Annotated in this window: 25 protein-coding genes; 10 read left to right on the forward strand and 15 right to left on the reverse strand. The window is 70.9% G+C overall.

Annotation, left to right across the window (positions count from 1 at the left end; translation table 11 throughout):
* Positions 1-459: a LapA family protein gene (locus ABD743_RS28095; protein WP_344725352.1), complete on the reverse strand. Its 459-nt coding sequence runs from the start codon at positions 457-459 to the stop codon at positions 1-3.
* 133 nt (positions 460-592) lie between these two features.
* On the reverse strand, positions 593-1057 hold the full coding sequence (locus ABD743_RS28100; protein WP_344725353.1) for a GNAT family N-acetyltransferase: 465 nt from the start codon (positions 1055-1057) through the stop codon (positions 593-595).
* Between the two features lie 124 nt (positions 1058-1181).
* Here ABD743_RS28100 and ABD743_RS28105 point away from each other — a divergent pair, with 124 nt between their 5' ends.
* Both ABD743_RS28105 and ABD743_RS28110 read left to right on the forward strand, forming a co-directional pair.
* Complete coding sequence (locus ABD743_RS28105) at positions 1182-2561, forward strand: mycothione reductase (RefSeq protein ID WP_344725354.1); 1380 nt, start codon at positions 1182-1184, stop codon at positions 2559-2561.
* Between the two features lie 104 nt (positions 2562-2665).
* Positions 2666-3613: an acyl-CoA desaturase gene (locus ABD743_RS28110; RefSeq protein ID WP_379659101.1), complete on the forward strand. Its 948-nt coding sequence runs from the start codon at positions 2666-2668 to the stop codon at positions 3611-3613.
* Positions 3614-3621: 8 nt separating this feature from the next.
* On the opposite strand, the gene ABD743_RS28115 is transcribed toward ABD743_RS28110, so the two are convergent.
* The 6 genes from ABD743_RS28115 to ABD743_RS28140 all read right to left on the reverse strand — a co-directional run bounded on the left by ABD743_RS28115 (position 3622) and on the right by ABD743_RS28140 (position 8869).
* A complete protein-coding gene (locus ABD743_RS28115) occupies positions 3622-4434 on the reverse strand; it encodes a lysophospholipid acyltransferase family protein (protein WP_344725356.1) in 813 nt (270 codons plus the stop codon).
* Between the two features lie 128 nt (positions 4435-4562).
* Positions 4563-5153 carry a pyridoxamine 5'-phosphate oxidase family protein gene (locus ABD743_RS28120; protein ID WP_344725357.1) on the reverse strand — a complete coding sequence of 197 codons (591 nt, stop codon included), beginning with the start codon at positions 5151-5153 and terminating at the stop codon, positions 4563-4565.
* A 10-nt stretch (positions 5154-5163) separates the two neighbouring features.
* Positions 5164-5703 carry a CGNR zinc finger domain-containing protein gene (locus ABD743_RS28125; RefSeq protein WP_344725358.1) on the reverse strand — a complete coding sequence of 180 codons (540 nt, stop codon included), beginning with the start codon at positions 5701-5703 and terminating at the stop codon, positions 5164-5166.
* 45 nt (positions 5704-5748) lie between these two features.
* Positions 5749-6606: a type I methionyl aminopeptidase gene (gene map / locus ABD743_RS28130; protein WP_344725359.1), complete on the reverse strand. Its 858-nt coding sequence runs from the start codon at positions 6604-6606 to the stop codon at positions 5749-5751.
* A 37-nt stretch (positions 6607-6643) separates the two neighbouring features.
* Complete coding sequence (locus ABD743_RS28135) at positions 6644-7024, reverse strand: DUF3054 domain-containing protein (protein ID WP_344725360.1); 381 nt, start codon at positions 7022-7024, stop codon at positions 6644-6646.
* A 54-nt stretch (positions 7025-7078) separates the two neighbouring features.
* Positions 7079-8869, reverse strand: a complete 1791-nt coding sequence (locus ABD743_RS28140) for a penicillin-binding transpeptidase domain-containing protein (protein WP_344725361.1) — start codon at positions 8867-8869, stop codon at positions 7079-7081.
* A gap of 211 nt (positions 8870-9080) precedes the next feature.
* On the opposite strand from ABD743_RS28140, the gene rfbC reads away from it, so the two are divergent.
* From rfbC to ABD743_RS28160, 4 genes are all read left to right on the forward strand, one after another.
* On the forward strand, positions 9081-9629 hold the full coding sequence (gene rfbC / locus ABD743_RS28145) for a dTDP-4-dehydrorhamnose 3,5-epimerase (protein WP_344725362.1): 549 nt from the start codon (positions 9081-9083) through the stop codon (positions 9627-9629).
* Positions 9626-10909, forward strand: a complete 1284-nt coding sequence (locus ABD743_RS28150) for an NAD(P)H-dependent oxidoreductase (protein WP_344725363.1) — start codon at positions 9626-9628, stop codon at positions 10907-10909. Before rfbC ends, ABD743_RS28150 begins: the two co-directional genes overlap by 4 nt.
* A gap of 156 nt (positions 10910-11065) precedes the next feature.
* Positions 11066-12724: a hypothetical protein gene (locus ABD743_RS28155; RefSeq protein WP_344725364.1), complete on the forward strand. Its 1659-nt coding sequence runs from the start codon at positions 11066-11068 to the stop codon at positions 12722-12724.
* 73 nt (positions 12725-12797) lie between these two features.
* Complete coding sequence (locus tag ABD743_RS28160) at positions 12798-13442, forward strand: TetR/AcrR family transcriptional regulator (protein ID WP_344725365.1); 645 nt, start codon at positions 12798-12800, stop codon at positions 13440-13442.
* On the opposite strand, the gene ABD743_RS28165 is transcribed toward ABD743_RS28160, so the two are convergent.
* Positions 13439-14239 (reverse strand): TetR/AcrR family transcriptional regulator, encoded by an 801-nt coding sequence (locus ABD743_RS28165; protein ID WP_344725366.1) that lies wholly within the window; start codon positions 14237-14239, stop codon positions 13439-13441. The two genes, ABD743_RS28160 and ABD743_RS28165, sit on opposite strands and share 4 nt — an antisense overlap.
* A 71-nt stretch (positions 14240-14310) precedes the next feature.
* Between ABD743_RS28165 and ABD743_RS28170 the strand changes: the two genes are divergently transcribed.
* Together ABD743_RS28170 and ABD743_RS28175 are read left to right on the forward strand one after the other, a co-directional pair.
* Positions 14311-15303: an ATP-binding cassette domain-containing protein gene (locus ABD743_RS28170; protein ID WP_344725367.1), complete on the forward strand. Its 993-nt coding sequence runs from the start codon at positions 14311-14313 to the stop codon at positions 15301-15303.
* On the forward strand, positions 15300-16121 hold the full coding sequence (locus tag ABD743_RS28175; RefSeq protein WP_344725368.1) for an ABC transporter permease: 822 nt from the start codon (positions 15300-15302) through the stop codon (positions 16119-16121). Before ABD743_RS28170 ends, ABD743_RS28175 begins: the two co-directional genes overlap by 4 nt.
* A gap of 6 nt (positions 16122-16127) precedes the next feature.
* Here ABD743_RS28175 and ABD743_RS28180 read toward each other — a convergent pair whose 3' ends face one another.
* From ABD743_RS28180 to dxr, 6 genes are all read right to left on the reverse strand, one after another.
* Positions 16128-16943: an SAM-dependent methyltransferase gene (locus ABD743_RS28180; protein ID WP_344725369.1), complete on the reverse strand. Its 816-nt coding sequence runs from the start codon at positions 16941-16943 to the stop codon at positions 16128-16130.
* 48 nt (positions 16944-16991) lie between these two features.
* Entirely contained in the window at positions 16992-17825 is an 834-nt protein-coding gene (locus ABD743_RS28185; protein ID WP_344725370.1) for a GNAT family N-acetyltransferase, read from the reverse strand.
* Positions 17826-18049: 224 nt separating this feature from the next.
* Entirely contained in the window at positions 18050-19192 is a 1143-nt protein-coding gene (gene ispG, locus ABD743_RS28190; RefSeq protein ID WP_344725371.1) for a flavodoxin-dependent (E)-4-hydroxy-3-methylbut-2-enyl-diphosphate synthase, read from the reverse strand.
* A 74-nt stretch (positions 19193-19266) separates the two neighbouring features.
* Positions 19267-19806: a phosphatase domain-containing protein gene (locus tag ABD743_RS28195; RefSeq protein ID WP_344725372.1), complete on the reverse strand. Its 540-nt coding sequence runs from the start codon at positions 19804-19806 to the stop codon at positions 19267-19269.
* 108 nt (positions 19807-19914) lie between these two features.
* Entirely contained in the window at positions 19915-21204 is a 1290-nt protein-coding gene (locus tag ABD743_RS28200; RefSeq protein WP_344725373.1) for a M50 family metallopeptidase, read from the reverse strand.
* Positions 21201-22403: a 1-deoxy-D-xylulose-5-phosphate reductoisomerase gene (gene dxr, locus ABD743_RS28205; protein WP_344725374.1), complete on the reverse strand. Its 1203-nt coding sequence runs from the start codon at positions 22401-22403 to the stop codon at positions 21201-21203. Before dxr ends, ABD743_RS28200 begins: the two co-directional genes overlap by 4 nt.
* 110 nt (positions 22404-22513) lie before the next feature.
* On the opposite strand from dxr, the gene ABD743_RS28210 reads away from it, so the two are divergent.
* On the forward strand, positions 22514-22807 hold the full coding sequence (locus ABD743_RS28210; RefSeq protein WP_344725375.1) for a DUF2631 domain-containing protein: 294 nt from the start codon (positions 22514-22516) through the stop codon (positions 22805-22807).
* 6 nt (positions 22808-22813) lie between these two features.
* The gene (gene ligD / locus ABD743_RS28215; RefSeq protein ID WP_344725376.1) at positions 22814-23782 is read left to right on the forward strand and encodes a non-homologous end-joining DNA ligase; all 969 of its coding nucleotides are present in this window, start codon (positions 22814-22816) and stop codon (positions 23780-23782) included.
* The last annotated feature ends 32 nt before the right edge of the window (positions 23783-23814 follow it).

Below are 23814 nucleotides of genomic sequence, written 5' to 3' on the forward strand. Positions count from 1 at the left end.
TCAGCGGGCGCGGCGGCCACCCTGCTTCGCCGCGCGGCGTAGCTGCAAGATGCGCAGACCGCCGGGGATGGCCACGAGCAGCAGGCCCGCGACCGCCGACAGGAGCAGCGCCACGCCGGAGGGCAGCGTGCCCGTCCAGACGAGGAAGTTGATCTGCATCGGCGCGTTGTTCTGCAGAACGAAGATCAGCAGGAACAGCAGCACCACCGCAGACAGGACCAGGCCCGTCCACCACCCGCCGGTGCGGGTGCGGGTGACCACCGCCGCCGGCGCAGGGCCGGGGGCGGGGTCGGGGGCGAACGGCGCCGGGGTCGGCACCGTCGGTCCTTCCGGCTCCGGGACGCGGACCGGCCGCATCGCCGGGTTCGTGGCCGGGTCGGCGTGGGGGTCCTCCGGGCCGACGCTGCCGTGCAGCGGGGATCCGGGACGTGCCGTCGCCCGCGTCGGGTCGTCCGCCAATCTGGTTACCTCGCTCCACTCACCTGTACTTTTCGTGCACGTTCGAGCGGAGTATCCCGCAACGGCCGGTACGGGACCGGGCACGGTGCGGCGCGTTCACCGCTGACGACGCACCGTAGCGGTCAGCGGAAAGTCAGCGGCCGTCGCGGCGCATCGGCACGTGGGCGACGCCATCCCAGTCGTAGGCAGGGCCGGTGGGGCGGAACCCGTAGCCGACGTAGAAGCCGGCGAGGTGCTCCTGCGAGTCGAGCACGCACCCGTCATCGCCCACCTCGGCCAGTGCCGCCTCCATCAGCCGCCGCCCGAGCCCTCGCCCACGCGCCGACCGGGCGGTGCACAGCCGTCCGATCCGGAAGTCGGCGCCCGGTTCCCTGAGCAGTCGCACGCAGCCGAGCACCGGCTCGGGTTGCCCGGAGCCACCTAGCCAGTAGTGGCGGGCGCCGTCCTCGAGGTCGCGTCCGTCGAGTTCGCTGTACGGGCACGCCTGCTCCACGACGAACACCTCGACCCGGAGCCGGAGGATGTCGTACAGGGTGCGGGGCTCGAGATCGGCCGCCCAACGTCGGTGCACAGTGGCCGCAATAGCCTCGCTGGTCATGCGAGCCTGCCTACCAGATCAGCCGGTGGCGCGCTGGGCAGGTCCGAAGAGACCTCCGGGCACAACTGTGTGTGCTGCGTCAACGGGCCGCGCACGCGTCGTCGACCACAGCTAACGTGATGTCGTGCGCCACCACGATCTCGTCGTCATTGGCACCGGGTCCGGCAACTCGATCATCGACAGCCGGTTCGACGACCTCGACGTCGCGCTCGTCGAGCACGGCGTGTTCGGTGGCACGTGCCTGAACGTGGGTTGCATCCCGACGAAGATGTACGTCTACCCGGCCGACGTGGCGGAGGCGGTGCGGACCGCGGGCCGCTACGGGATCGACGCGAACATCGACAAGGTTCGCTGGCGCGACATCCGCGACCGCGTCTTCGGCCGGATCGACGCGATCTCGTCCGGTGGCCGGGAGTACCGGGTGCTGCGCTCCCCCAACGTCACGGTCTACGAGGGCCACGCCCGGTTCACCGGGCAAAAGGAGCTCGCCGTGGCACGTACCGACGGCTCCGGCACCGATGCCATCTCCGCCGACCGGATCGTCATCGCCGCCGGAAGCCGGCCGGTCGTTCCGGAGCCGATCGCCTCCTCCGGCGTCCCGTTCCACACGTCCGACACGGTGATGCGGATCGACGACCTGCCCGCCCACGTCCTGATCGTCGGCAGCGGCTACATCAGTGCCGAGTTCGCGCACGTGTTCTCCGCGCTCGGGGCCCGCGTCTCGGTCATCGGGCGCAGCGAGCAGCTGTTGCGCAGCCACGACGAGACCATCGCCGAGCGCTTCACGGCGGTCGCCCGCGAGAAGTGGGACGTCCACCTCGGCCACGAGGTCGCACGCGCGCGGAGCAGCGGCGACGGCGAGGTGGTGCTCGACCTCGCCAACGGCACCGTCCTGCGGGGCGACCTGCTGCTGGTCGCGACCGGGCGGGTGCCCAACGGCGACCGCCTCGACCTCGACCGCACGGGTGTGCCGACCCATCCCGACGGCCGGATCGTGGTCGACGACCAGCAGCGCACGCCGGTCGACGGGATCTTCGCGCTGGGTGACGCGAGCTCACCGCACCAGCTCAAACACGTCGCGAACCACGAGTCGAAGGTGGTGGCGCACAACCTCCTGCATCCGGACGCACCGCGGCGAACCGACCACCGTTTCGTGCCTTCCGCGGTCTTCACCGACCCGCAGATCGCCGCCGTCGGCCTCACCGAGGCCGAGGCCCGGGCCGCGGGCCACGACGTCACCGTCAAGATCCAGGCCTACGGGGACGTCGCCTTCGGCTGGGCCATGGAGGACACCGTCGGCTTCTGCAAGGTGATCGCCGAGCGCGGCAGCGGCCGGCTGCTGGGCGCGCACGTGATGGGGGCCTACGCGGCCACGGTGATCCAGCCACTGATCCAGGCGATGTCGTTCGGCCTCGGAGCGCGGGAGATGGCCACTGGTCAATACTGGATCCACCCCGCTCTGCCCGAAGTGGTGGAGAACGCACTGCTCGGTCTGGATCTGTAGGCGTTCACACCCGATCCGGGGTGCCGTCCACCAGCGAATTCCTGGTAGACAACGTGGCAGTAAGGTCACCCTTCCTTCCTTCGAAACCCACGAGGTGCATGCCCATGACCGTTGCCGAGAGCCCGAGCCGACCAACCGGATCGGCCAAGCCGATCCTCGAAGGCCGGCGCGGAGTGGCGCCGCAGATCGCGGTCTACGTGTTCGTGATCGTCCCGCTACTGGCGCTGATCGCCGCCATCCCGTTCGCATGGGGATGGGGGCTCGGCTGGACGGATGTCGTCCTCGCGGCCGTCTTCTATGTGATCAGCGGCCTCGGTATCACGGTCGGCTACCACCGGTACTTCACGCACGGCTCGTTCAAGGCGAAACGGCCGCTGCGGATCGCCCTCGCCGTCGCCGGCAGCCTGGCGATGCAGGGCCCGGTGATCGACTGGGTGGCCGACCACCGTCGGCACCACGCGTTCTCCGACAAGGAGGGCGACCCGCACTCGCCGTGGCTCTTCGGCACGGGACCGGGCGCACTGGCCCGCGGGTTCTGGCACTCGCACATGGGGTGGCTGTTCGAGCGCGACCAGACCAACGAGGCGCGCTTCACTCCCGACCTGCTCGCCGATCGCGACATCGTCCGGGTCGACCGCCTGTTCATCGCGTGGTCGACGACCACGCTGCTCGCCCCGGCGCTGCTCGGCGGGCTTCTGACCTGGTCGTGGTGGGGCGCGCTCACCGGGTTCTTCTGGGCCGGCCTGGTGCGCGTCGCGCTGCTGCACCACGTGACCTGGTCGATCAACTCCATCTGCCACATGATCGGCGACCAGCCGTTCGCCGCCCGCGACCACTCGCGCAACGTCTGGCCGCTGGCCGTGCTCAGCTTCGGTGAGTCGTGGCACAACCTGCACCACGCCGACCCCACCTGTGCCCGCCACGGGGTGCAGCGCGGGCAGGTGGACATCTCCGCCCGGGTGATCCGGATCTTCGAGAAGCTGGGCTGGGCCCACTCCGTGCGCTGGCCCACCCCGCGCCGGTTGGAGAAGCTCGCCCGCACCGCCGCCTGACCTGCCGGTCAGCTCGCGGGGCGCTCCTGCTCGATCCCGTCCCTGCTGCTCGTCCCGTTCGATCCCGCACCGGCGGGGTCGAACGGGACGGCCGGCGGAGTCTCGCCCCGGATCTCGGCCACCAGCCGCGTGACGTCGGCCATGATCGCGGCGGTGGCGCCGTCGAGCGCCGAACGCGTGCGCGGCCCGCCGACCCACGCGGAGAGGTCGACGGGAGGTCCGGCCACCACCGTCACGTTGCGCCGGGGCAGCAGCCGGGGACGCGCGGTGCCCGGCGGAAGCACGTCCTGCGTGCCCCAGTTGGCCACCGGGATCACCGGAGCGCCCGTGACCAGCGCGATCCGGCCGATCCCGTTCTTCGCCTTCATCGGCCAGCCGTCGGGGTCGGCGGTGTAGGTGGCCTCCGGGTAGAACGCCACGATCTCGCCGCGCTTGATGGCGGCGATCGCGTCGCGGTAGGCGTCGCCGGCACGCGCCGAGGCGCGGTACACGGGGATGTGGCCGCCCCGCCCGAGCACCGAGCGGACGATCGGCACGTTCCACAACTCCGACTTCGCGAGGAAACGCGGCATCCGGCCGTGGGACACGGTGAACGCGACGTTGAAGATCGGGTCCGAGAACGACACGTGGTTGATGGCCAGCAGCGCTCCGCCCGTGCGAGGCAGGTGCTCGCCGCCTCGCCAGGCGATCCGCGTGCCGAACATCGCGAACGGCCAGATCACCGCAATGGCGAGCCCGTACCAGAAACCCGCGCTGCGCCAGCGGCGGGAGAAGGTCAGCACGAGCTTCTGCCACTCCGTGAGCGGCCGTTCCGCCATCATGTGTCCTCCTCGCACGGGTCCGCGTCCGTCCGGACGCCGATCCTGATCATTTCAGGCATCCGCCGGGCCGCCCCGTCGACGCCGGTGTACCCGTCGCGGTGCGGTGAGCGTCACAGGGCCGGCAGGGCTCAGGCGACGGTGCCCGCCACCGGGACCGCATCGGGCAGGCCGGGCAGGCCGTCGAGGCTGCGCGCGTTCCGCTCCGCGTGGTAGCGCGCGATCCGCTCGTCGTCGCGGCTGCGCCACACGGCGTCGAGGGTCTCGCGCTCCTCCACCAGGTCCATGCGGGGCACCGCGTAGCCGCAGGAGTCGGCCACCCTGGCCACATCCACGACGATCACCGCGCGCAGGTACGGGCGACGTTGCTCCCCTGCCTCACCGAAGCCTGCCAGAACCTTCTCGAACCCGGGATCGCCGGGTGTGACCGCACGGCCGGTCCCGTGCAGGCGCACGATGCTGGGGCGGCCGTCGAACGCGCAGAACATCACGCAGATCCGGCCGTTCTCCCGCAGGTGCGCAATGGTCTCCACGCCGCTGCCGGTGAGGTCCAGGTAGCCGAAGGTGTGCTCGTCGACCATGCGGAAGGTGCCCATGGTGCCCTTGGGCGAGAGGTTCACCAGCCCGTCCGCTTCGAGCGGTGCTGTGGCGACGAAGAAGACCGGCTGCTTCTCGATCCAGGCGGCCATCGTCGCATCGACGCCTTCGTAGACCTTCGCCATGATCCCGACACTACGGCCGTTGCGGACGGCCGACGAGCGGTTGTGAGCCACTTCCGCGTGTGCGGGCGTAATGACGCCCGGCCTTCGCGCGGTTCCCGCATGCGTCCATGGAGCACCAGCGCCGCGTGCCGTTGCGCGACGTGTCGTGGAACCAGAGCACACAGCTCGGGTGGGCGCAGCCCCGGACGCGGTCGGGTCGCTCGGCGAGAAGGCGCAGGTGGTCGACGGCTGCATCCCAGGCCGCGCGCCAGTCCGGGTCGACCTCGACGAGCTCGCCCGGGCGTCCGTCGGATCCGAGTACCGGCCGGCGGGTGCCGCGGGCGAGCACCGCGTTGAGCGGGCCGGGGTCGTTCTGTTCCAGCTGGGCCCGCAGGGCCGCCCTGGCCTCCCGCAGGGAGGCCTCCGACCCACCGGCGTAGCCGTGTTCGGCGAGCCAGTCCGATGCCCCGTTCGGCTCGTCGAACAGGTCGCGGGGGGCGCCGCCCTCATTCCACTCGGTGTTCACCAGGTCGAGGGAAAGGGGCTCCCCGTACAGTGGCCGTTCCGTCACTGCGACAGCCTAACCCCCTCTGCACCGTTGACAGGTAAGGGCAGGTCAGGGCAGCGTGAGGATCTCCGCGCCGGTGGCCGTGACCAGCACCGTGTGCTCGAACTGGGCGGTGTGAGCGCGGTCCTTGGTGACGACGGTCCAGTCGTCGGGCCAGATGTCGTAGTCGATGGTGCCGAGCGTGATCATCGGCTCGATCGTGAAGGTCATACCCGGCTCGAGGATGGTGTGCACGTTCGGCTCGTCGTAGTGCAGCACCACCAGGCCGCTGTGGAACGAGCGGCCGATGCCGTGGCCGGTGAAGTCGCGCACCACGCCGTAGCCGAAGCGCTTGGCGTAGGACTCGATCACCCGGCCCACGACGTTGAGCTCGCGCCCCGGACGCACCGCCTTGATCGCTCGCATGGTGGCCTCACGGGTGCGCTCGACGAGGAGGCGGTCCTCCTCGGAGACCTCACCGGCCAGGAAGGTGGCGTTGGTGTCGCCGTGGACTCCGCCGATGTAGGCGGTGACGTCGATGTTGACGATGTCCCCGTCCTCGATCACGGTGGAGTCGGGGATGCCGTGGCAGATCACCTCGTTGAGGCTGGTGCAGCACGACTTGGGGAAGCCCTTGTAGCCCAGCGTCGACGGGTAGGCCCCGTGGTCGATCAGGAACTCGTGCACCACCCGGTCGACCTCGTCGGTGGTGACACCCGGCGCCACCGCCTCGCCACCGGCCTGCAGCGCCTGCGCGGCGATCCGGCTGGCCACACGCATGGCCTCGATCACGTCGGGTGTCTGCACCCACGGATCGTTGCTGCGGGACGGGCGGTCCTTGCCGACGTACTCCGGACGCGGGATCTGAGCGGGTACGGGACGGGTCGGGGAGACGGTGCCGGGGGTCAGCAACGTGCGGGCGGGCATGGCCCCAGTCTAAGCGCCGTGCGGGCTGGTCGGCCGCTCAGCGCATCGCGCGCTGATCGGCACGGTGGGACACCAGCAACGACAGCGCCCGCCATCCGATCAGCAGCACCGCGAGGGACACCACGGTGACCACCGCGAAGCTCAGCGGGAGCCGCCAGGTGAAGGCGGCCCGCAGCAGGAGTCCGAGCACGGCCGTGCCGGCCAGCACCACCGCACCGGCCCGGAAGCCGACCGGGTGGGCCCGCACGACCGGGGTGGCCCAGGACGCGACCAGACCGATCAGGAACGGGGCCGCGGTGGCGAGCAGACCCGACAGGCTCTCGGCCTCGGCGTGGCTGATCCGGCCGACAGCGGCGAAGACGACCACCGCGATCACATCGGCCGCGAACGCGAGCGCGGGGATCCGGCGGGGAGACATGCACTCCAGCGTAAGCGCCCGAGCGCCGTTCCGGCTCTGATCGTCGCGTTCCGATCAGCCGATCGTGGTGAGAAACCGCTCCGCCACCTCCACGGCGGGCGCGGAGGACCCCGCGTCGACCACGAGTACGGCGAACGCAACGTCCCCTCGGTACCCGACGAACCACCCGTGCGCCCGGCCGCCTCCGGTGAACTCGGCGGTGCCCGTCTTGCCGTACACCTCGCCGAGCCCGGCCAGCCGGCTCGCCGTGCCCTCGGTGACCACCGCGCGCATCATGGGCCGCAGCTGGTCCAGCTCCGCCACGCTCGGCCCGGTGGCTGCCCGCAGCACCTGGGTGGGCCGGTCGCGCAGCAACTGCGGCACCACCGGTGAACCGTGGGCCACCGTGGCGGCGGCCAGCGCCATCCCCAGCGGGGTGGCAAGCACCTGGCCCTGCCCGAACCCGTCCTCGGCACGCTGGACGGCGTCGTCCGACGCCGGCACCGAGCCGGTGATCGTGGTGAGCGCGGGCACCACGTAGTCGGCACCCAGACCGAACCGCAGCGCCGCCGCCTGCAGCGCGCTCCCGTTGAGCTGCGACGCGAGACGCGCGAATGTGGTGTTGCAGGAGCGGGCGAACGCCGTGCGCAGCGGAACGGTGCCGAGGTCGAGGCGTTCGGAGTTGGGCACCGGCCGCCCACCGATGACCATGGTGCCGGGACAGGCCACCGGAGAGGTCTCGGTGAGCCCCTCTTCGGTCACCGCCGCGGCCGCCGTGACGATCTTGAAGGTGGAGCCCGGCGGGTAGCGCCCGGTCAGGGACAGCGCACCGCCGGCGTCGGCAGCGTCGTTCTGGGCCACGGCCAGCACGTCACCGGTGGACGCCGACACGGCGACGAGCATCGCCTGCTGAGGCACCGGCTCCACGGCGTCCTCGCCTGCGGCCTGCACCGCGCGGTCCATGCCGATGGTGACCGTGCTGCCCGGGTGGGGTGGTTCCTCGACCAGCGCGCGGATCGTGGCGCCGTTCGAGTCGGCCAGCACCACCGACCACCCTGCGACCCCCTCGAGCTGCGCGGCCGTCTCGTTGCGGATCGCGGGCAGCACCTGCCGGCCGAAGTCGGCATCGGGCGCCAGCAGCCGCTGGGAGCTGCTGAAACGGACCCCGGGCAGATCGTGGATGGCGGGCTTCACCGTCTGGTAGTCGACGTCACGCAGCACGGCGACGGGGTAGGCCTGCCCGTCGGGCGTGCGGGCGGCACCCTCGGTGATCGAGGTCTGCGTGATCTGTGGGTCCAGCGGCCCGAGCGCGCGGGCGAGGGCGTCGGTGACGCCGGGCAGGTCACCCGTGGCCTTCCGGTCCAGGAGCACCGAGACGACCGGAGTGGCTGCGAGCACGGGAACCCCGGCGCGGTCGACGACGGGCGCAGGTGGGGCCGGGTCGGTGCGCAGCGCCAGCCGTTGCCGGGCCGCCAGGTCGGGATGCACCACCGTGGGCGCCCAGCGCACGGCCCAGCCGTGCTCCTTGTCGGGGGCGGGCACCAGCTCGAGCTCGTTCAGGTAGGCCCACGTGCGATCCGGGCCGAGGTGCCAGGTCATCTCCACGGACGCCGCGGCGCGCTCGGTGGCGGTGCGCACCTGGGCGACCTCGGCCACCAGCGTGGCCGGAGCCAGCGCCTCGCGGGTGGCGACCATCAGCTGACCTGCGGCCGCGGGCGCGTCGGTGAAGGCGGCCGCCCCCATGTCGTCGCCTGCCGACCAGGCCGCGACGAAAGCGGTGGCCGTCTTCTCCGGGCCGTCGTCCCCGAACAGCCCACACCCGGCCGTGAGCACCAGGACCGGCAGCGCCGCGAGGAGCGCAGGCAACCGCCGGGCGGTCCGAACCGGACGGCAAGGATGCACCCGGTCAGTATGCCGAGCTGCGTTGTTCGCCGCTCCGGACGATCTTTACTCGGGAGTACGCGAGTCTCGGGCGTCGACGACGGTGCACCACGGGGAGTCCTCTGACGGGCGCAGCCGAACGGGTGAGCCACGGCTACCATCCCGCGACACCATGACGGAAGGACGAACCCTCCCCATGCAGATCACCCCGACCCCGCTCCCCGGGTCCGCGCTGATCGACCTGACACTCCTGGAGGACGACCGCGGCTTCTTCGCGCGGATGTTCTGCCGGCAGGAGTTCATCGAAGCCGGTCTCGAACCCCTGGTCGAACAGGCGAACGTCTCGTTCAACCACAAGGCCGGCACCCTTCGCGGGCTGCACTACCAGCTCGAACCGAACGCGGAGACCAAGCTGGTGCGCTGTTCCCGCGGCGCGATCTACGACGTCATCGTCGACCTGCGTGCGGAGTCCCCCACCTATCTCCGGTGGTTCGGGGCCGAGCTCACCGCGGACAACCGCACAGCGATGTACGTGCCGCGCAGCTTCGCGCACGCCTACCTCACCCTCACCGATGGCGTCGAGGTTTCCTACCAGGTCAGCACGCCCTACACGCCGGGCGCCGAACGCGGCCTGCGGTGGGACGACCCCACGATCGGCATCGACTGGCCGATCCCGCCGGTGATCGTCTCCGACAAGGACGCGAACTGGCCGCTGCTGTCCGAAGCGTCGGTGGAGGCCCGATGATCATCCTGGACACCGCGCTGCAGAGGCGCGAGGCCGAGGGCCGTCCCATCCGGGTCGGCATGATCGGCGCCGGTTTCATGGGCCGCGGCCTGGCCAACCAGATCGTCAACTCGGTGCCGGGCATGCTGCTCGTCGCCGTCGCGAACCGCACACTCGCCCACGCCGAGCGCGCCTACGCCGAGGCCGGCGTCGAGCCCGTGCGGGTGGAGAACGCCGGCGAGCTCGACGCGGCGATCGAGAAGGGCACCCCGGCCGTTCTCGAGGACGCGTTCGAGCTGATCAAGGCCGTGCACCTGGACTGCGTCGTCGATGTCACCGGTGCGGTCGAGTTCGGCGCCCGGGTCACCGTCGCGGCCATCGAGCGCGGCCTGCCCGTCGTCACGATGAACGCCGAGCTGGACGGCACCGTCGGTCCGCTGCTCGCGCACCGCGCCCGCGAGGCGGGCGTCGTACTGACCGGCGCCGACGGCGACCAGCCCGGCGTACAGGCCAACCTGCTGCGGTTCGTGAAGGGTCTCGGCGTCACGCCGCTCGTCGCGGGCAACATCAAGGGCCTGCAGGACGAGTACCGCACCCCCACCACGCAGAAGGCGTTCGCCGAGCGTTGGGGCCAGGACCCGTACATGGTCACGAGCTTCGCGGACGGCACCAAGATCTCGTTCGAACAGGCGATCGTCGCCAACGCGTTCGGCCTCACCGTGCCGAAGCGGGGCATGAACGGCTGGGACCACGAGGGCCACGTCGACGAGCTCACCACCCGCTACGAGGTGGACGAGCTGCGCGAGCTGGGCGGGATCGTCGACTACGTCGTGAAGGCGAAACCAGGCCCCGGCGTCTTCGTGCTCGGCACCCACGACGACCTGAAGCAACGCCACTACCTGGAGCTCTACAAGCTCGGTACGGGCCCGCTGTACTCCTTCTACACGCCCTACCACCTGTGCCACTTCGAGGTGCCCAACTCGGTGGTGCGGGCCGTCGACTTCGGCGACGCCGCGCTCGCTCCACCGGCCGGTCCGCGCGTCGACGTGGTCGCCACGGCCAAGCGCGACCTGCGAGCCGGCGCGACCGTCGACGGCCTCGGCGGGTACGACACCTACGGCGTGGCGGAGGCGTGCGCGGTCGTGCGCGCCGAGAACCTGCTGCCGATGGGGGTGGCCGAGGGGTGCCTGCTCAGGAGGGACGTCCCGAAGGACACCGTGCTCACCTACGGGGACGTGACGCTGCCTCCTGGCCGGCTCGTCGACCAGTTGCGCGAGCAGCAGGAGAAGCTCTTCGCCTGACGCCACCGGGACCAACTCTGCCCTCGCGTCCGTTCCCACCCAGCGCTGATCGAGCGATCCTGACGGGGAGGTGAACGGGTTGCTACGGGATGCAGAGACAGGAGTGACCCGCCGGGTTCGACGATCGCCGTTCCGACCGACGTGAAAGGTGGACCGATGGGTTCCTTCGCCGACCACCGCTGTGTCGGACGTCGCGTCGAGCAGGCACGAGGCGCACGGCCGACCGCTGCCGGAAGGTCGGCACCCGCGTCCGGCGAGAAGTGGGCGGCGGTCCTGGCGTTGCAGCGCCAGGTGGGCAACGCCGCGCTCACGCGGATGCTGGAGGAGCGCGAGGCTACCGGCAGGCCGCACGCCCACGGCACGGTCAACGGCCACGGCGTGCCCGTGCAGCGCAACGTCGGCCTCGAGATCGAGGACAGCAACTGGCACACATCCGGCGAGGGCGGCCGACGCCTGCCGAAGGGCACACCGGTCGTCCATCGCAACTACTTCCAGTTGCAAGCCGAGGACCCGGACAACGTGGAGATGGTCACCGATCCCCCGGGGATGGCCAACCGCGGCGACTACGACCGGATGAAGGCCTCGATGGGCAGGCTGGAGTCCGAGCTCATCTCCCAGCAGTACCGGGCGGGTATGGCGGGAAATGCGGCGCGGTTCCGCGCGAACCGGCTGGAGGGCGGCGTATCCGACGCGTTCCTGCTGCCGGGGGCGAGATGGGCTCCCCACCTGCAGGTCACCGCAGGTGTTCCGCTCGCCGGGATCCCGACGTTCTTCGAGCGTCTGAAGCGCGAGCAGGTCAACGTGCAGACGCGGCAGGCCGACCAGGTCGACGCGCGGCTGAGGAGCCTGCTCCAGCTGCCTGCGGCAGCAACCGCACCCTCGCCGGCGACGGTGGGAGGCTCCAGGAGCGATGAGCCTTCCGGTCCGGAATACCGGGCACCCAGCAGGGAACTCCTCGGTTTCACCGCATTGTTGAACCACTACCTGTTCGAGGGAGCGAACAGGCCGCACGCCCAGTTCGCCAAGGCCGTCTACGCGGTCATGGCCCGCACCGACTTCGCGGCCTCGTTCGCCCTCCTCGAGAAGCAGGAGCAGGTTTCGATCGCCGAGCACCTCACCGAGTGGGTCGACGTGATGGTGAGCAGCTTCGCCTACGACACGGCGGCCGAGACGTACGGCTCGCCTGCCGGACCAGTGCTCGGAGCCGAGATCAGGGACGCCTTCGGCGAGGGGGAATCCACGAGGGCAGGCCGGGTCACCACGTCCCGCGAGGACTGGCTGCGGGGCATGGTGAACGGGCACGATCTCCTCAGCACGCATGGCCGCGAAGCCGATCCGAGCCGGGGCGACACCGAACAGCAGCGACTCGGCCGGGACGTCGACGTCCGGGAGGACGCGCAGTGGCGGCCGGCGCTGAACGAGTCGCTCACGGACCTCCGCCAGCTCATGCAGGGGCTGGGCCAGCTCAAGGACCGGACCGACAGCGTCACCTACCGGAACAGCGTTTCCAACCAGAACCGCGGGGTACCAGCGGTCATCGTCGAGGTGCGCCACACCACGGGAGTGCGGCCGGGCGCCGGCGGCTGGATCCCCACCGCCGACGGCATCTACGACGCGGTCGAGGCGGCCATCGGGAACGCGGCCACGGTGCGCGAGGGCACCGGGACACGCACGGACACCGTGGTGCCGGAACCGAGCGTGCAACCGAACCCGGCGATCCGCCAGGACACCTCGCGGGAGGCGATCATCCGCCGGGCCAGAAACGGCGTGCAGGACCTGTTGCTGAAGACCCGAAAGCTCGCACTGCGGCGCTGACGTCCACGGTTGCGCCGCTCCCCACCATCGTCCCGGGCGGGTCGCAGATCAGCCGACAGCGGAAGATGGGCCCGTGACCGACGATCCGGACCTCGCCGCCACGGAGGCGGCCCGGCCGCAGCGACCGCGCAGCGTACGGGCGCGCAAGGCCGTCCTCGACGCGACGAACGAGCTGCTCAGCGAGGGCGGCCTCCCCGTGGCGACGATCGACGCGATCAGCGCCCGGTCCGGTGTCAGCAAGGCGACGATCTACAAGCACTGGCCCAGCCGCACCGCCGTGGCGGCCGAGGCGTTCGGGCTGCGGATGTCCAGCGCGCTGCCACTGCCCGACACGGGCTCGGCCCGCGGCGACTTCACCACCCAGGTCCGCCTGGTCAGCGAGTTCTACGCCAGCCCGGCGGGCACCGTCTTCGCCCAGCTGCTCGCGGCCTCGGTCACCGACGCCGAGGCCGCCCACTTCTTTCGCACGTTCTTCCTCGCAGGCAGGCGAGAGGCGATCGCGGAGCTGTGGCGGCGCTCGAAGGACCGTGGCGAGGTGCGGTCCGACGTCGATGTGGAGGTCGCCCAGGACATCCTGTTCGGCCCGTTGGTCTTCCGCCTGCTGAGCGGCCACGCGCCCCTCACCGAGGAGCAGGCCGCGCAGATCGCCGACGCCGCCCTGAACGGGCTGCTCACCGAGGCCGGCGGAAAGCGGAACGGCGCCGTCGGGTCCTCCTAGGAGCCACATCCGGCCGAAGGCGGCTGCGCCCGGTCGGGCGGACCGCTCTCCCGGCGTGCCTCGATCAGCGCCGCAATCCCGTCGAGCACCCGCTGCAGGCCGAACTCGAAGTGGTCGAACATCGAGGTGAACGCCCCGGCCTCGCCCACCTTGCTCAGCATCGGGAGCTTCCCCTCGACGACGGCAGGCCCGACGTACTCGCCCTGGATCGCCCACCATTCGTCGTCGCTGACCCCGGTGCTGTCCGCCGCCTGCATCGCCTCGATCGTGGTCTTGGCCAGCCCCGCGACGAACGAGCTGAGCAGCACCACGGCGGCGAGCATCTCGTGCTCGTCGAGGCCGATCCCGTCGACGGCGAGCAGGGTGACGTCGGTGGATGCCATCGAGTTCGGCCCGAGCATCGGCCGCCCCTGCGCGACCTGCAGGATCCACGGGTGGCGCAGGTAGAGCGCCCATTCCTGACGGCCGAACTCCTCGAGGCGTTGACGCCAGTCGCCCGTCACCGATCGCGCGGCCGCCAGGTCCTCGGCGTACACCTCGTCGACCATCAGGTCGATCAGTTCGGCCTTGCCCGGCACGTACCGGTAGAGCGACATCGCCCCGACGCCGAGCGCCGCGGCGATCCGCCGCATCGACAGCGCGCCCAGCCCTTCGGCATCGGCCACGTCGATCGCGGCGCGCACGATCCGCTGGACGGACAGCCCGGGCCGCGGGCCGCGGGTCGGCTCCTCCGGCGTGCCCCACAGCAGTTCCAGGCTGCGCCGAAAGTCCCCGCCACCACTCTGCACAGAAGTCATTTGCCGACGATCCTAGAACTGGGTACGTTGTACGAAGAAACACGTACAGCGTACTCAGTAAAGGGGGGATCGTGGCAGCCGAACGGAACGCCGTAGTGGCGGAGGGGCTCGGGAAGCGCTTCGGCGACAAGGTGGCGCTGGACGGGTTCGACCTGACCGTGGCCGAGGGCTCGGTGTGCGGACTGCTCGGACCCAACGGCGCCGGGAAGACCACGGCCGTGCGTGTGCTCGCCACGCTGCTTCGCGCCGACGCCGGGCGCGCGGAGGTGGCGGGGTTCGACGTGGCCCGCGAAGCCGCGATGGTCCGCCGGCAGATCGGCCTCACGGGCCAGCAGGCCACGGTGGACGACATCCTCACCGGCCGGGAGAACCTGATCATGTGGGGCCGGCTCTTCCACCTCGGTTCCCGGGCCGCCGCCCGCCGGGCCGACGAGCTGCTCGAGCAATTCGGGCTCACCGACGCGGCTCACCGGCGGGCGAAGCTCTACTCGGGTGGCATGCGCCGCCGCCTCGACATCGCCAGCAGCCTGGTGCTCGCCCCGCGCGTGTTCTTCCTCGACGAGCCGACAACCGGGCTCGACCCGCGCAACCGCGGCGAGGTGTGGAATGCGCTGCGCGGCTTGGTCGCAGGCGGCACCACGGTGCTGATGACCACCCAGTACCTCGACGAGGCCGACCAGCTCGCCGACCAGATCGTCGTGCTCGACGGCGGCCGAAAGGTCGCCGAGGGCACACCGTCGCAGCTCAAGTCGCAGGTCGGCGGCGACCGGATCGACATCCTGCTCCGCGACGAGGCGGACGTGCCGGCCGCTGCGGCCCTCCTGGCCCGCATCACCGGCGCCGAACCGGATGTCGACGCCCCGCTGCGGCGGCTCAGCGTGTCGGTGCGGGGCCGCGTCGCCACGCTCACGGAGGTGGTCAGGGCGCTCGACCACGACGGCCTCGTGGCCGAGGACATCGGCCTACGCCGCCCGACCCTCGACGAGGTCTTCCTGCGGCTGACGGGCCGCCCTGCAGAGCCGTCCACCACCCGTGAGCCCGAGAAGACGGAGGTCGCCGCATGACCACGCTGACCGCTCCCCCGCGGGCGAGCTCACTGCGCTGGGTCCTCACCGACTCCTGGACGGTCGCCCGCCGTGATCTCATCCACTGGACCCGCAACCCGACCGTGATCGTCGCCGGGTTGGCCTTCCCGATCATGTTCGTGCTGCTCTACGGGTACGTCTTCGGCAGCGCGATGATCGTGCCGGGCGGCGTGGACTACCGCGAGTTCCTGATGCCCGGCATGTTCGCGCAGACGATGATGTTCGGGGCGGCCGCCACGATCTCCGCCGTCGCCGCCGACAGGGCCAGGGGCGTCACCGACCGGTTCCGATCCATGCCGATGGCCCAGCCCGCGGTCGTCGTGGGGCGCAGCACCGCCGACATCGTCAACTCGGTGCTCGACCTCGCCGTGCTCGTCGGGTGCGGGCTACTCGTCGGATGGAGCCCGAACGCCGGCCTGCTGCCCACGCTCACGGCATTCGGCCTGCTGCTCCTGCTCCGGTTCGCGATGATCTGGGTGGGCATCTACCTCGGCCTCATCGTCAGCGAGGAGGCCGCGGGCACCACGTGGGCACTGCTCTTCCCGCTCACGATGATCTCCAACACCTTCGTCTCGCCGTCGCTGATGCCCCCGTGGCTGGGCACCATCGCCGAGTGGAACCCGCTGTCCGCCACGGTCGCGGCCACGCGCGAGCTGTTCGGCAACAACGTGCCCGAACTGGTGGGCACCTCGTGGCCGGCACAGAACGCCATGCTGCTCGCGGTGGCGTGGCCCGTGGTGATCGTGGCGGTGTTCCTGCCGCTGGCCGTGCGCCGCTACCACTCCGCGGTGCGCTGAGCCGAGCTATCCCTTGCGTCCGACGGCGCCGAACTCGTCGACGGCCACGGGAACACCGAGGTCGACGGCGTCCGGCCGCCACAGCGGGCAGGCGACGACCCCCGGCTCGAGCAGCTCCAGCCCGTCGAAGTACTGGGCGATCTGCTCGGGGGTGCGCAGGGTGTAGGGCAGCGAGCCTGCCTGGTTCCACATCTCGATGGCCGCGTCGAACGGCCCACCGTCGGTGGTGCCGTCCGCGACCACCAGGTAGCTGCCCGACGGCAAGGCGGCCACCAGCGCTCCGACGACCTCCCGCGCACGCTCGAAGTCGGGCACGTGCCCGAGGATGTTCATGAGCATGAGCGCGATCGGCCGGGTGAAGTCGAGGCTCTGTGCGGCAACCTCGAGGATCCGGGGGGTGTCGAACAGGTCCGCGTCGATGTAGGTGGTGGCGCCCTCCGCGGAGCTGAGGAGGAGCGCGCGGGCGTGCGCGAGCACGATCGGGTCGTTGTCGACGTAGACGATGCGGGACTCGGGGGCCACCCGCTGGGCCACCTCATGGGTGTTGTCCACAGTGGGCAGGCCGGTGCCGATGTCGAGGAACTGCCGAATTCCGGCCTCCCCGGCGAGATGCCGGACGGCCCGCGCGAGGAATTGCCGCGAGGAGCGGGCGATGTCGACGATCGGCGGGAAGAGCTCGCGGAACTCGTCGCCGACGTGGCGGTCGACCTCGTAGTTGTCCTTGCCGCCGAGCCAGTAGTTCCAGATGCGCGGGGAGTGGGCAACGCTGGTGTCGATCACCGATGCCTGCCCGAGACCGGATCCGTCCTCCGTCACGCTCATGACCTCCTGCCGGGTTGGGGATGCTGCGTCCACCCTAGGCGAAGGTGATCAGAAGAGGATCGTGGCGAAGCTGCCGACCTGTGTGAAGCCGATCCGGTCGTATGCCGAGCGGGCCACGCGGTTGAAGCCGTTGACGTAGAGACTCGACACGCGGCCGAGGGCGGCCAGGCGCTCGACCACGGCGGCGGTGCCGGCCGTGCCCAGCCCCTGGCCACGGAGGCTGGGATGCACCCAGACGCCCTGGATCTGCCCCACCTGGCGGGACAGCGCGCCGATCTCCGCCTTGAACACCACCTCGCCGCCCTCGAAACGGGCGAACGCCCGCCCCGCTGCCACCAGCTCGGCCACGCGGGACCGGTAGCCGACCCCGCCATCGCCTGCGCGCGGGTCGATGCCCACCTCCTCGGTGAACATCGCGACCGCCGCCGGCAGGTAGCGGTCCAGCTCGTCGGGGCGGACCGCGCGAACGTACGGGTCGGCGGCGACCGCTGGCGCGCCCGCCAGCGCCATCAGCGGCTGGTCGGCACGCACCTCACGGGCGGGCGCCCAGTGCCCGGCGAGGTCGTCCCACAACGGCAGCACCAGCTCGGCCCGACCGACCAGCGAGGAGCACGTGCGCCCGTATCGGCGGGCCCGGTCGGCGAAGCTGCGTAGAGCCGCGCGCTCACCCCGCAGCGGCACGAGGTTGGCGCCGGAGAAACACAGACCGTCGAAACGGGAGCCGACGCCCCACAGCTCACCCCCGAGACGCCAGGGATCCAGCCCCGCCACCTCGACGCGGGCGGCGACCATGCAGGCGGCAACGGGATCACTCTCGAGGACCGCGCAGACGTCCGCGCGGTCCCGGTCGTCGAGGAGCCGCGCTCCGGCGACACGAAGCACCCCATCACGATGCCAGACGGCCGCCGCCATGCACACGACGGGATGGGTCTGAGCACTCCGAAATATCGCCGCGCACGGTAGTCGTGCACCCGATGGCACCCATGCGAGAACCGCCCCGCTCGTCCGGGACATGATCGTGGCGCCCGTTGTGTGCTCGCTCGGCGCTCTGGCCGCGCGAGACCGGGCCGCTCACCAGAGGGCGACGGAACGCAGGTCCGCTGCGCTCACCCCACGGTGACCTGCGGCTCGCCCTCCTCCTCGATCGACTCGGCGATCTTCATCGCCTCCTCGATCAGCGTCTCGACGATGGCGTGCTCCGGGACGGTCTTGATCACCTCGCCGCGGACGAAGATCTGACCCTTACCGTTGCCTGACGCCACGCCGAGATCGGCTTCACGGGCCTCCCCCGGACCGTTGACGACGCAGCCCATGACGGCCACCCGCAGCGGCACCTCCATGCCGGTGAGGCCGGCCGTGACCTCGTCGGCGAGCTTGTAGACGTCCACCTGGGCGCGCCCGCACGACGGGCAGGAGACGATCTCGAGCTTGCGGGGTCGGAGGTTGAGCGACTGCAGGATCTGCGTGCCGACCTTGATCTCCTCCACCGGAGGCGCGGAGAGCGAGACGCGGATCGTGTCGCCGATGCCCTGGCGCAGCAGCGCGCCGAACGCCACGGCCGACTTGATCGTGCCCTGGAACGCCGGTCCCGCCTCCGTGACGCCGAGGTGCAGCGGGTAGTCGCAGGACTCGGCCAGCAGCTCGTAGGCGCGCACCATGACGACCGGGTCGTTGTGCTTGACCGAGATCTTGATGTCGTGGAAGTCGTGCTCGGCGAAGAGGCCCGCCTCCCACAGCGCGGACTCGACGAGCGCCTCCGGCGTGGCCTTGCCGTACTTCTCCATCAGGCGCTTGTCGAGCGAGCCCGCGTTGACGCCGATGCGGATCGGGGTGCCGTGGTCCTTGGCGGCGGCCGCGATCTCCTTGACCTTGTCGTCGAACTTCTTGATGTTGCCCGGGTTGACGCGCACGGCGGCGCAGCCCGCCTCGATCGCCGCGAAGACGTACTTGGGCTGGAAGTGGATGTCGGCGATCACCGGGATCTGCGACTTCTTCGCGATGGCGGGAAGCGCGTCGGCGTCGTCCTGGCTGGGGCACGCGACCCGGACGATGTCGCAGCCCGCCGCGGTGAGCTCGGCGATCTGCTGGAGGGTCGCGTTGACGTCAGAGGTGAGGGTGGTGGTCATCGACTGCACGGAGATCGGGTACTCGGATCCGACTCCGACGGGACCGACCTGCAGCTGCCGGGTGGACCGGCGAGGGGCCAGGGTCGGCGCGGGAGGTGCGGGCATGCCCAGTGAGACGCTCACGGCGCCCAGTATCCTCCGACACCCTCCACCGCCGCTGGCGGCGTGCTCGGGAGCACTCTCTCGTGCACGGAGGGCTACGTGCGGCCCGTGTCCTCCTGGGCCTTGCGCAGCGTCGACGAGTGCGGCAGCCAGGTGGCGAGCTCCACCGGCCATCCGTCAGCCTCGAGCAACGAGACGACTGCGGGGTCGTCGTCGAGCACCGACACCACACTCCGCACTGTGGAGAGCTTCCGCAGCACCTCGCGCTTGACCCAGCGAGCCGGCCGCCGGTCGTCGTCGGCGCGCATGACGAGCGGCTCCACCGGTAGGTCGTGGCGCACCAGCCAGTCCTCGGTGAGCCGCCGGGTGCGCTCGGGCCGGCCGGTCAGGTAGAGCACATCGTGGGCCGCGAGCGCGGCACGAACCCGCTCAGCGCCCTCGACGAGGAGCGGATCGCGGTCGGCCGACTGGAAGAAGTGCTCCCAGCGCTGGGGGCGGGCCTCCAGGTGGTGCAACCGGTGACGGACGTCGGCGAGCACACCGTCGATGTCGAACACGGCGAGAGGGTTGCCCTCGGAGTACGGGTCACGCGGAACCACGGGTGGAGCGGGGACACCCGCCGCGCTGATAGTCACACCTTCAATTATCCAGGTCGCGCAGCAGCCCGCCGCAGGTCGTGGCGGGCACCACGTTTCCGGCGATGACCTGCGGCGATGCCGTCAAGCGCGCTGCCAGGAGAGCCGTCAGAAGAGCTGGACCGGGTTGATGATGTCGGCGACGAACAACAACGCGCTCCACCCGATGAACACCAGCGCCACGACGTAGGCCACCGGCATCAGCTTCGCGACGTCGACCGGACCAGGGTCGGGCAGCCCGCGCAGCTTCGCGATCCGGCGCTTCACCGCCTCCCAGATCGCCGGGAAGATCTGACCGCCGTCCAGCGGCGGGATCGGCAGCAGGTTGAACAGGAACAGCGAGATGTTCAGCCCGGCCAGGAGCTGCAGGAACACCGAGAGCTCGGCGAGCGGAGGAGCGTCGGAGGCCAGGATCTCCCCGCCGATCCGAGAGGCACCGACGATGCCGATCGGACCGTTGACGTCACGCTGCTCGCCGAGGAACACCGCCCCGAACAGACCCGGCACCCGCGCGGGCAGCTGCACGATCGCGTGCCCGGTGCGGCCCACGATGTCGCCGATCTGACCGAAGACGGCACCGACGTCCTTGCGCTCGTAGGCCGAGACGAGGCTGACACCGAGGAACCCGCCCTGGACGGTCTGCGATCCGTCGTCGAAGCTCGCCAGCTCGGTGCGGATCGGGGTCGGGTGCAGGTCGATGCGCTGCCCGTCGCGTTCGACGGTGACCGTCACCGTGCCCGAGGACGCCCGGATCGCCTCCTGCAGGTCGCGACCGTCGAACTGCGTGTACGGGTGCCCGTTGAAGGCGAGGATCCGGTCGCCGGGCCGAAAGCCCGCGGCGGCCGCTGGAGTGGGGGGCGCGCCCGGCGGGCACTGCTCGGTGGCCGGAGCGGTGGCCGAGACGACGCAGGCGCTCACCTCACCGACGTCCGTGGTGGACGTGGGCACACCGATGCCCATCAGCACGATCGCGAACAGGAACACCGCGAGGACGAGGTTCATGAACGGGCCCGCGAACATCACGATGACGCGCTTCCACGGAGCCCGCAGGTAGAACTGGCGGTCGGCGTCCTCGGGCTTCACATCCATCGCCGACTGCTGGCGAGCGTCGTCGATCAGGCCCTGGAACGGACCGGTGCGACGGCTCCTGCCGAGCGTCTCACCCTTGGCGGGCGGGATCATCCCGATCATCCGGATGTAGCCGCCCAGCGGCACGGCCTTGAGTCCGAACTCCGTCTCGCCGACCTTGCGCGACCAGATCGTGCGACCGAAGCCGACCATGAACTCGGGCACCTTGATGCCGAACCACTTGGCCGTGGTGAAGTGACCGAGCTCGTGCCAGGCGACCGAGAACAGGATCCCCACGAAGAAGATCACGATACCGATCACGGTCATCATGTGGTCGCTCCAGCTTGTCCGGTACCGATGCTCGCTCCGCCGGCGCCGCGGGAGACGGCCTCGCGCGCGTGGGCCCGCGCCCACTGCTCGGCCGCCAGCACCTCAGCCACGGTAGCGGGGTCGGCGCGCCAGCCGTCGGCGGCGTCGAGCACGTTCTCGAGCAGGTCACAGATCCCGAGGAAGGGAAGGGCACCGGCGACGAAGGCGGCCACGGCCTCCTCGTTGGCGGCGTTGAGCACGGCCGGCAGACAACCGCCCACGGTGCCCGCCGCGCGGGCCAGCCGGACACCGGGGAAGGCCTCGTCGTCGAGGGGCTCGAAGGTCCAGCTCTGAGCTGCGTCCCAGCGGCACGGCGCCGCGGCCCCCGCGAGCCGGTCGGGCCAGCCGAGCGCGAGTGCGATGGGTAGCTTCATGTCCGGAGGGCTGGCCTGCGCGAGCGTCGAGCCGTCGATGAAGGTGACCATCGAGTGCACGATCGACTGGGGATGCACCACCACGTCGATCCGCTCGTAGGGCACGTCGAACAGCAGGTGCGCCTCGATCAGCTCAAGGCCCTTGTTCACGAGGTTCGCCGAGTTGATCGTGACGACGGGACCCATGTCCCACGTCGGGTGTGCCAGCGCCTCCGCCACGGTGACGCCGGCCAGCTCGGCGCGCCGCCTGCCCCGGAACGGGCCGCCGGACGCGGTGAGCACCAGCCGGTCCACCTCGTCGACCCGGCCACCCCGCAGGCACTGGGCGAGCGCGGAGTGCTCGGAGTCGACAGGGACGATCTGGCCCGGCGCGGCCGCTCCTGTGACGAGGGCTCCCCCGGCCACCAGCGACTCCTTGTTGGCGAGCGCCAGGGTGGCCCCGGAGGCGAGGGCCGCGAGAGTGGGGCCGAGCCCGACCGAGCCCGTGATCGCGTTGAGCACGGTGTCGGCGCCCGCCGTGCCCGTGAGCTCGGTGGCCGCATCCGGACCGGCCAGGACCTCGACGTCCGGCAGCAGCTCCCGCAGCGCCACGGCGGCGTCCGCACGGGCCACGGCCACTCGGCGCACGCCGTGGTCGCGGGCCTGCCGGGCGAGGAGATCGAGGTCGCCACCCCCCGCGGCGAGCCCCGCCACCACGAATCGGTCCGGGTGGGCCGCGATGACGTCGAGCGCCTGGGTGCCGACGGAGCCCGTCGAACCCAGCACGAGAACGGAACGCTTACTCATCGCACTCCCCCGCCGCGCCCGGTCAGCGCATCGCCCAGGCGCAGTGACATCGACTCGCTCACACGCGCACCCATCACCACCCATCATCCCTGCTGCCCTGTTGTGCGACGATGAGGCCCACATCCGTGGATCTGGAGGACGGCGTGGCGAGGAACTCCCGAGAGCTGGCGCAGCGACCCGCGGTCGACCCGTTGGACGAGCCGTCGGCCGAGTGGGGCTGGCACGGCGGATTCCCGCGCGGCTCCGTGATCGCAGGCTGGGTGTCCGTCGTGATCCTGCTGCTGCTCACGATCGGCAACCACGAGGGCAGCACCGAGGACATCTGGCTGGTCGGCACCGCCGCCCTGATCGCGTTCGGCCTGATCCTCCACGCGATCCGCCGCCGCCACGCCTGGCGCCGCTGAGCGACGATGGCCGGTCCCGCCGTCGAGCTGGAAGTCGGTGACCGCGTTGTCCGGCTGACCAACCCGGACCGCGTCTACTTCCCGGCCCGCGGGGAGACGAAGCTCGACCTGGCCCGCTACTACATCTCCGTCTCCGACGGGATCGTACGGGCGCTGCGGGACCGCCCGTGCATGCTCCACCGGTTCCCCACGGGCGTCACCGGCGAGAAAGTGCACCAGAAGCGGCTCCCCAAGGGTGCGCCCGAGTGGGTCCGCACCGTTCGCGTGCATTTCCCGCGCTGGAACCGGCACGCCGACGAGTTGTGCGTCCAGCACCCGGCCGACGTGGTGTGGGCCGTGCAGATGTCCACGGTGGAGTTCCACCCGTGGAACAGCCGCGCCACCGACACCGAGAAGCCCGACGAGTGGCGCATCGACCTCGACCCGATGCCCGAAGCGTCCTACGACGACGTGCGGCGGGTCGCGTACGTCGCCCACGAGGTGCTCGACGAGCTGGGTGCCACCAGTTGGCCGAAGACATCAGGTGGCAAGGGTATGCACGTCTACGTGCGGATCGCGCCGGACCACGGCTTCTCCGACGTCCGCCGGGCCGCCCACGCGTTCGCCCGTGAGGTGGCCCGTCGCTGCGATCTCGTCGATCTGACGTGGTGGCGCAAGGACCGCGACCCGAGGTCGATCTTCGTCGACTACAACCAGAACGCCCGCGACCACACCATCCGCAGCGCCTACTCGGTGCGCGGGGTGCCCGAGGCGGTCGTCTCCACGCCGATCCGGTGGGACGAGGTGGGCGACGCCAACCCGCAGGACTTCACCATCGCCACCGTGCCGGCGCGTTACGCCCAGCTCGGCGACCTGCACGCCGGTATCGACGACACCGTCTTCCTCATCGACGAACTCCTGGAGTGGGCCGACCGCGACGCCCGCGACGGAGCTGCCGAACCGCCGGCCGAGGACGTCCAGAACCTCGACGCCTGATCGGACGCGCGGACGACCCCGGACGCCGCCGG

Source organism: Pseudonocardia yunnanensis (assembly GCF_039534065.1).
GTDB classification, from domain to species: domain Bacteria; phylum Actinomycetota; class Actinomycetes; order Mycobacteriales; family Pseudonocardiaceae; genus Pseudonocardia; species Pseudonocardia yunnanensis.

Bases quoted from the DNA above. Each gene is read 5' to 3' on its own strand.
- ABD743_RS28100 (WP_344725353.1), bottom strand. From the start codon at position 1,057: ATGACCAGCGAGGCTATTGCGGCCACTGTGCACCGACGTTGGGCGGCC.
- ABD743_RS28110 (WP_379659101.1), top strand. From the start codon at position 2,666: ATGACCGTTGCCGAGAGCCCGAGCCGACCAACCGGATCGGCCAAGCCG.
- ABD743_RS28115 (WP_344725356.1), bottom strand. From the start codon at position 4,434: ATGATGGCGGAACGGCCGCTCACGGAGTGGCAGAAGCTCGTGCTGACC.
- ABD743_RS28120 (WP_344725357.1), bottom strand. From the start codon at position 5,153: ATGGCGAAGGTCTACGAAGGCGTCGATGCGACGATGGCCGCCTGGATC.
- map (WP_344725359.1), bottom strand. From the start codon at position 6,606: ATGCCCGCCCGCACGTTGCTGACCCCCGGCACCGTCTCCCCGACCCGT.
- ABD743_RS28135 (WP_344725360.1), bottom strand. From the start codon at position 7,024: ATGTCTCCCCGCCGGATCCCCGCGCTCGCGTTCGCGGCCGATGTGATC.
- rfbC (WP_344725362.1), top strand. From the start codon at position 9,081: ATGCAGATCACCCCGACCCCGCTCCCCGGGTCCGCGCTGATCGACCTG.
- ABD743_RS28150 (WP_344725363.1), top strand. From the start codon at position 9,626: ATGATCATCCTGGACACCGCGCTGCAGAGGCGCGAGGCCGAGGGCCGT.
- ABD743_RS28155 (WP_344725364.1), top strand. From the start codon at position 11,066: ATGGGTTCCTTCGCCGACCACCGCTGTGTCGGACGTCGCGTCGAGCAG.
- ABD743_RS28165 (WP_344725366.1), bottom strand. From the start codon at position 14,239: ATGACTTCTGTGCAGAGTGGTGGCGGGGACTTTCGGCGCAGCCTGGAA.
- ABD743_RS28175 (WP_344725368.1), top strand. From the start codon at position 15,300: ATGACCACGCTGACCGCTCCCCCGCGGGCGAGCTCACTGCGCTGGGTC.
- ABD743_RS28180 (WP_344725369.1), bottom strand. From the start codon at position 16,943: ATGAGCGTGACGGAGGACGGATCCGGTCTCGGGCAGGCATCGGTGATC.
- ABD743_RS28200 (WP_344725373.1), bottom strand. From the start codon at position 21,204: ATGATGACCGTGATCGGTATCGTGATCTTCTTCGTGGGGATCCTGTTC.
- dxr (WP_344725374.1), bottom strand. From the start codon at position 22,403: ATGAGTAAGCGTTCCGTTCTCGTGCTGGGTTCGACGGGCTCCGTCGGC.
- ABD743_RS28210 (WP_344725375.1), top strand. From the start codon at position 22,514: ATGAGGCCCACATCCGTGGATCTGGAGGACGGCGTGGCGAGGAACTCC.
- ligD (WP_344725376.1), top strand. From the start codon at position 22,814: ATGGCCGGTCCCGCCGTCGAGCTGGAAGTCGGTGACCGCGTTGTCCGG.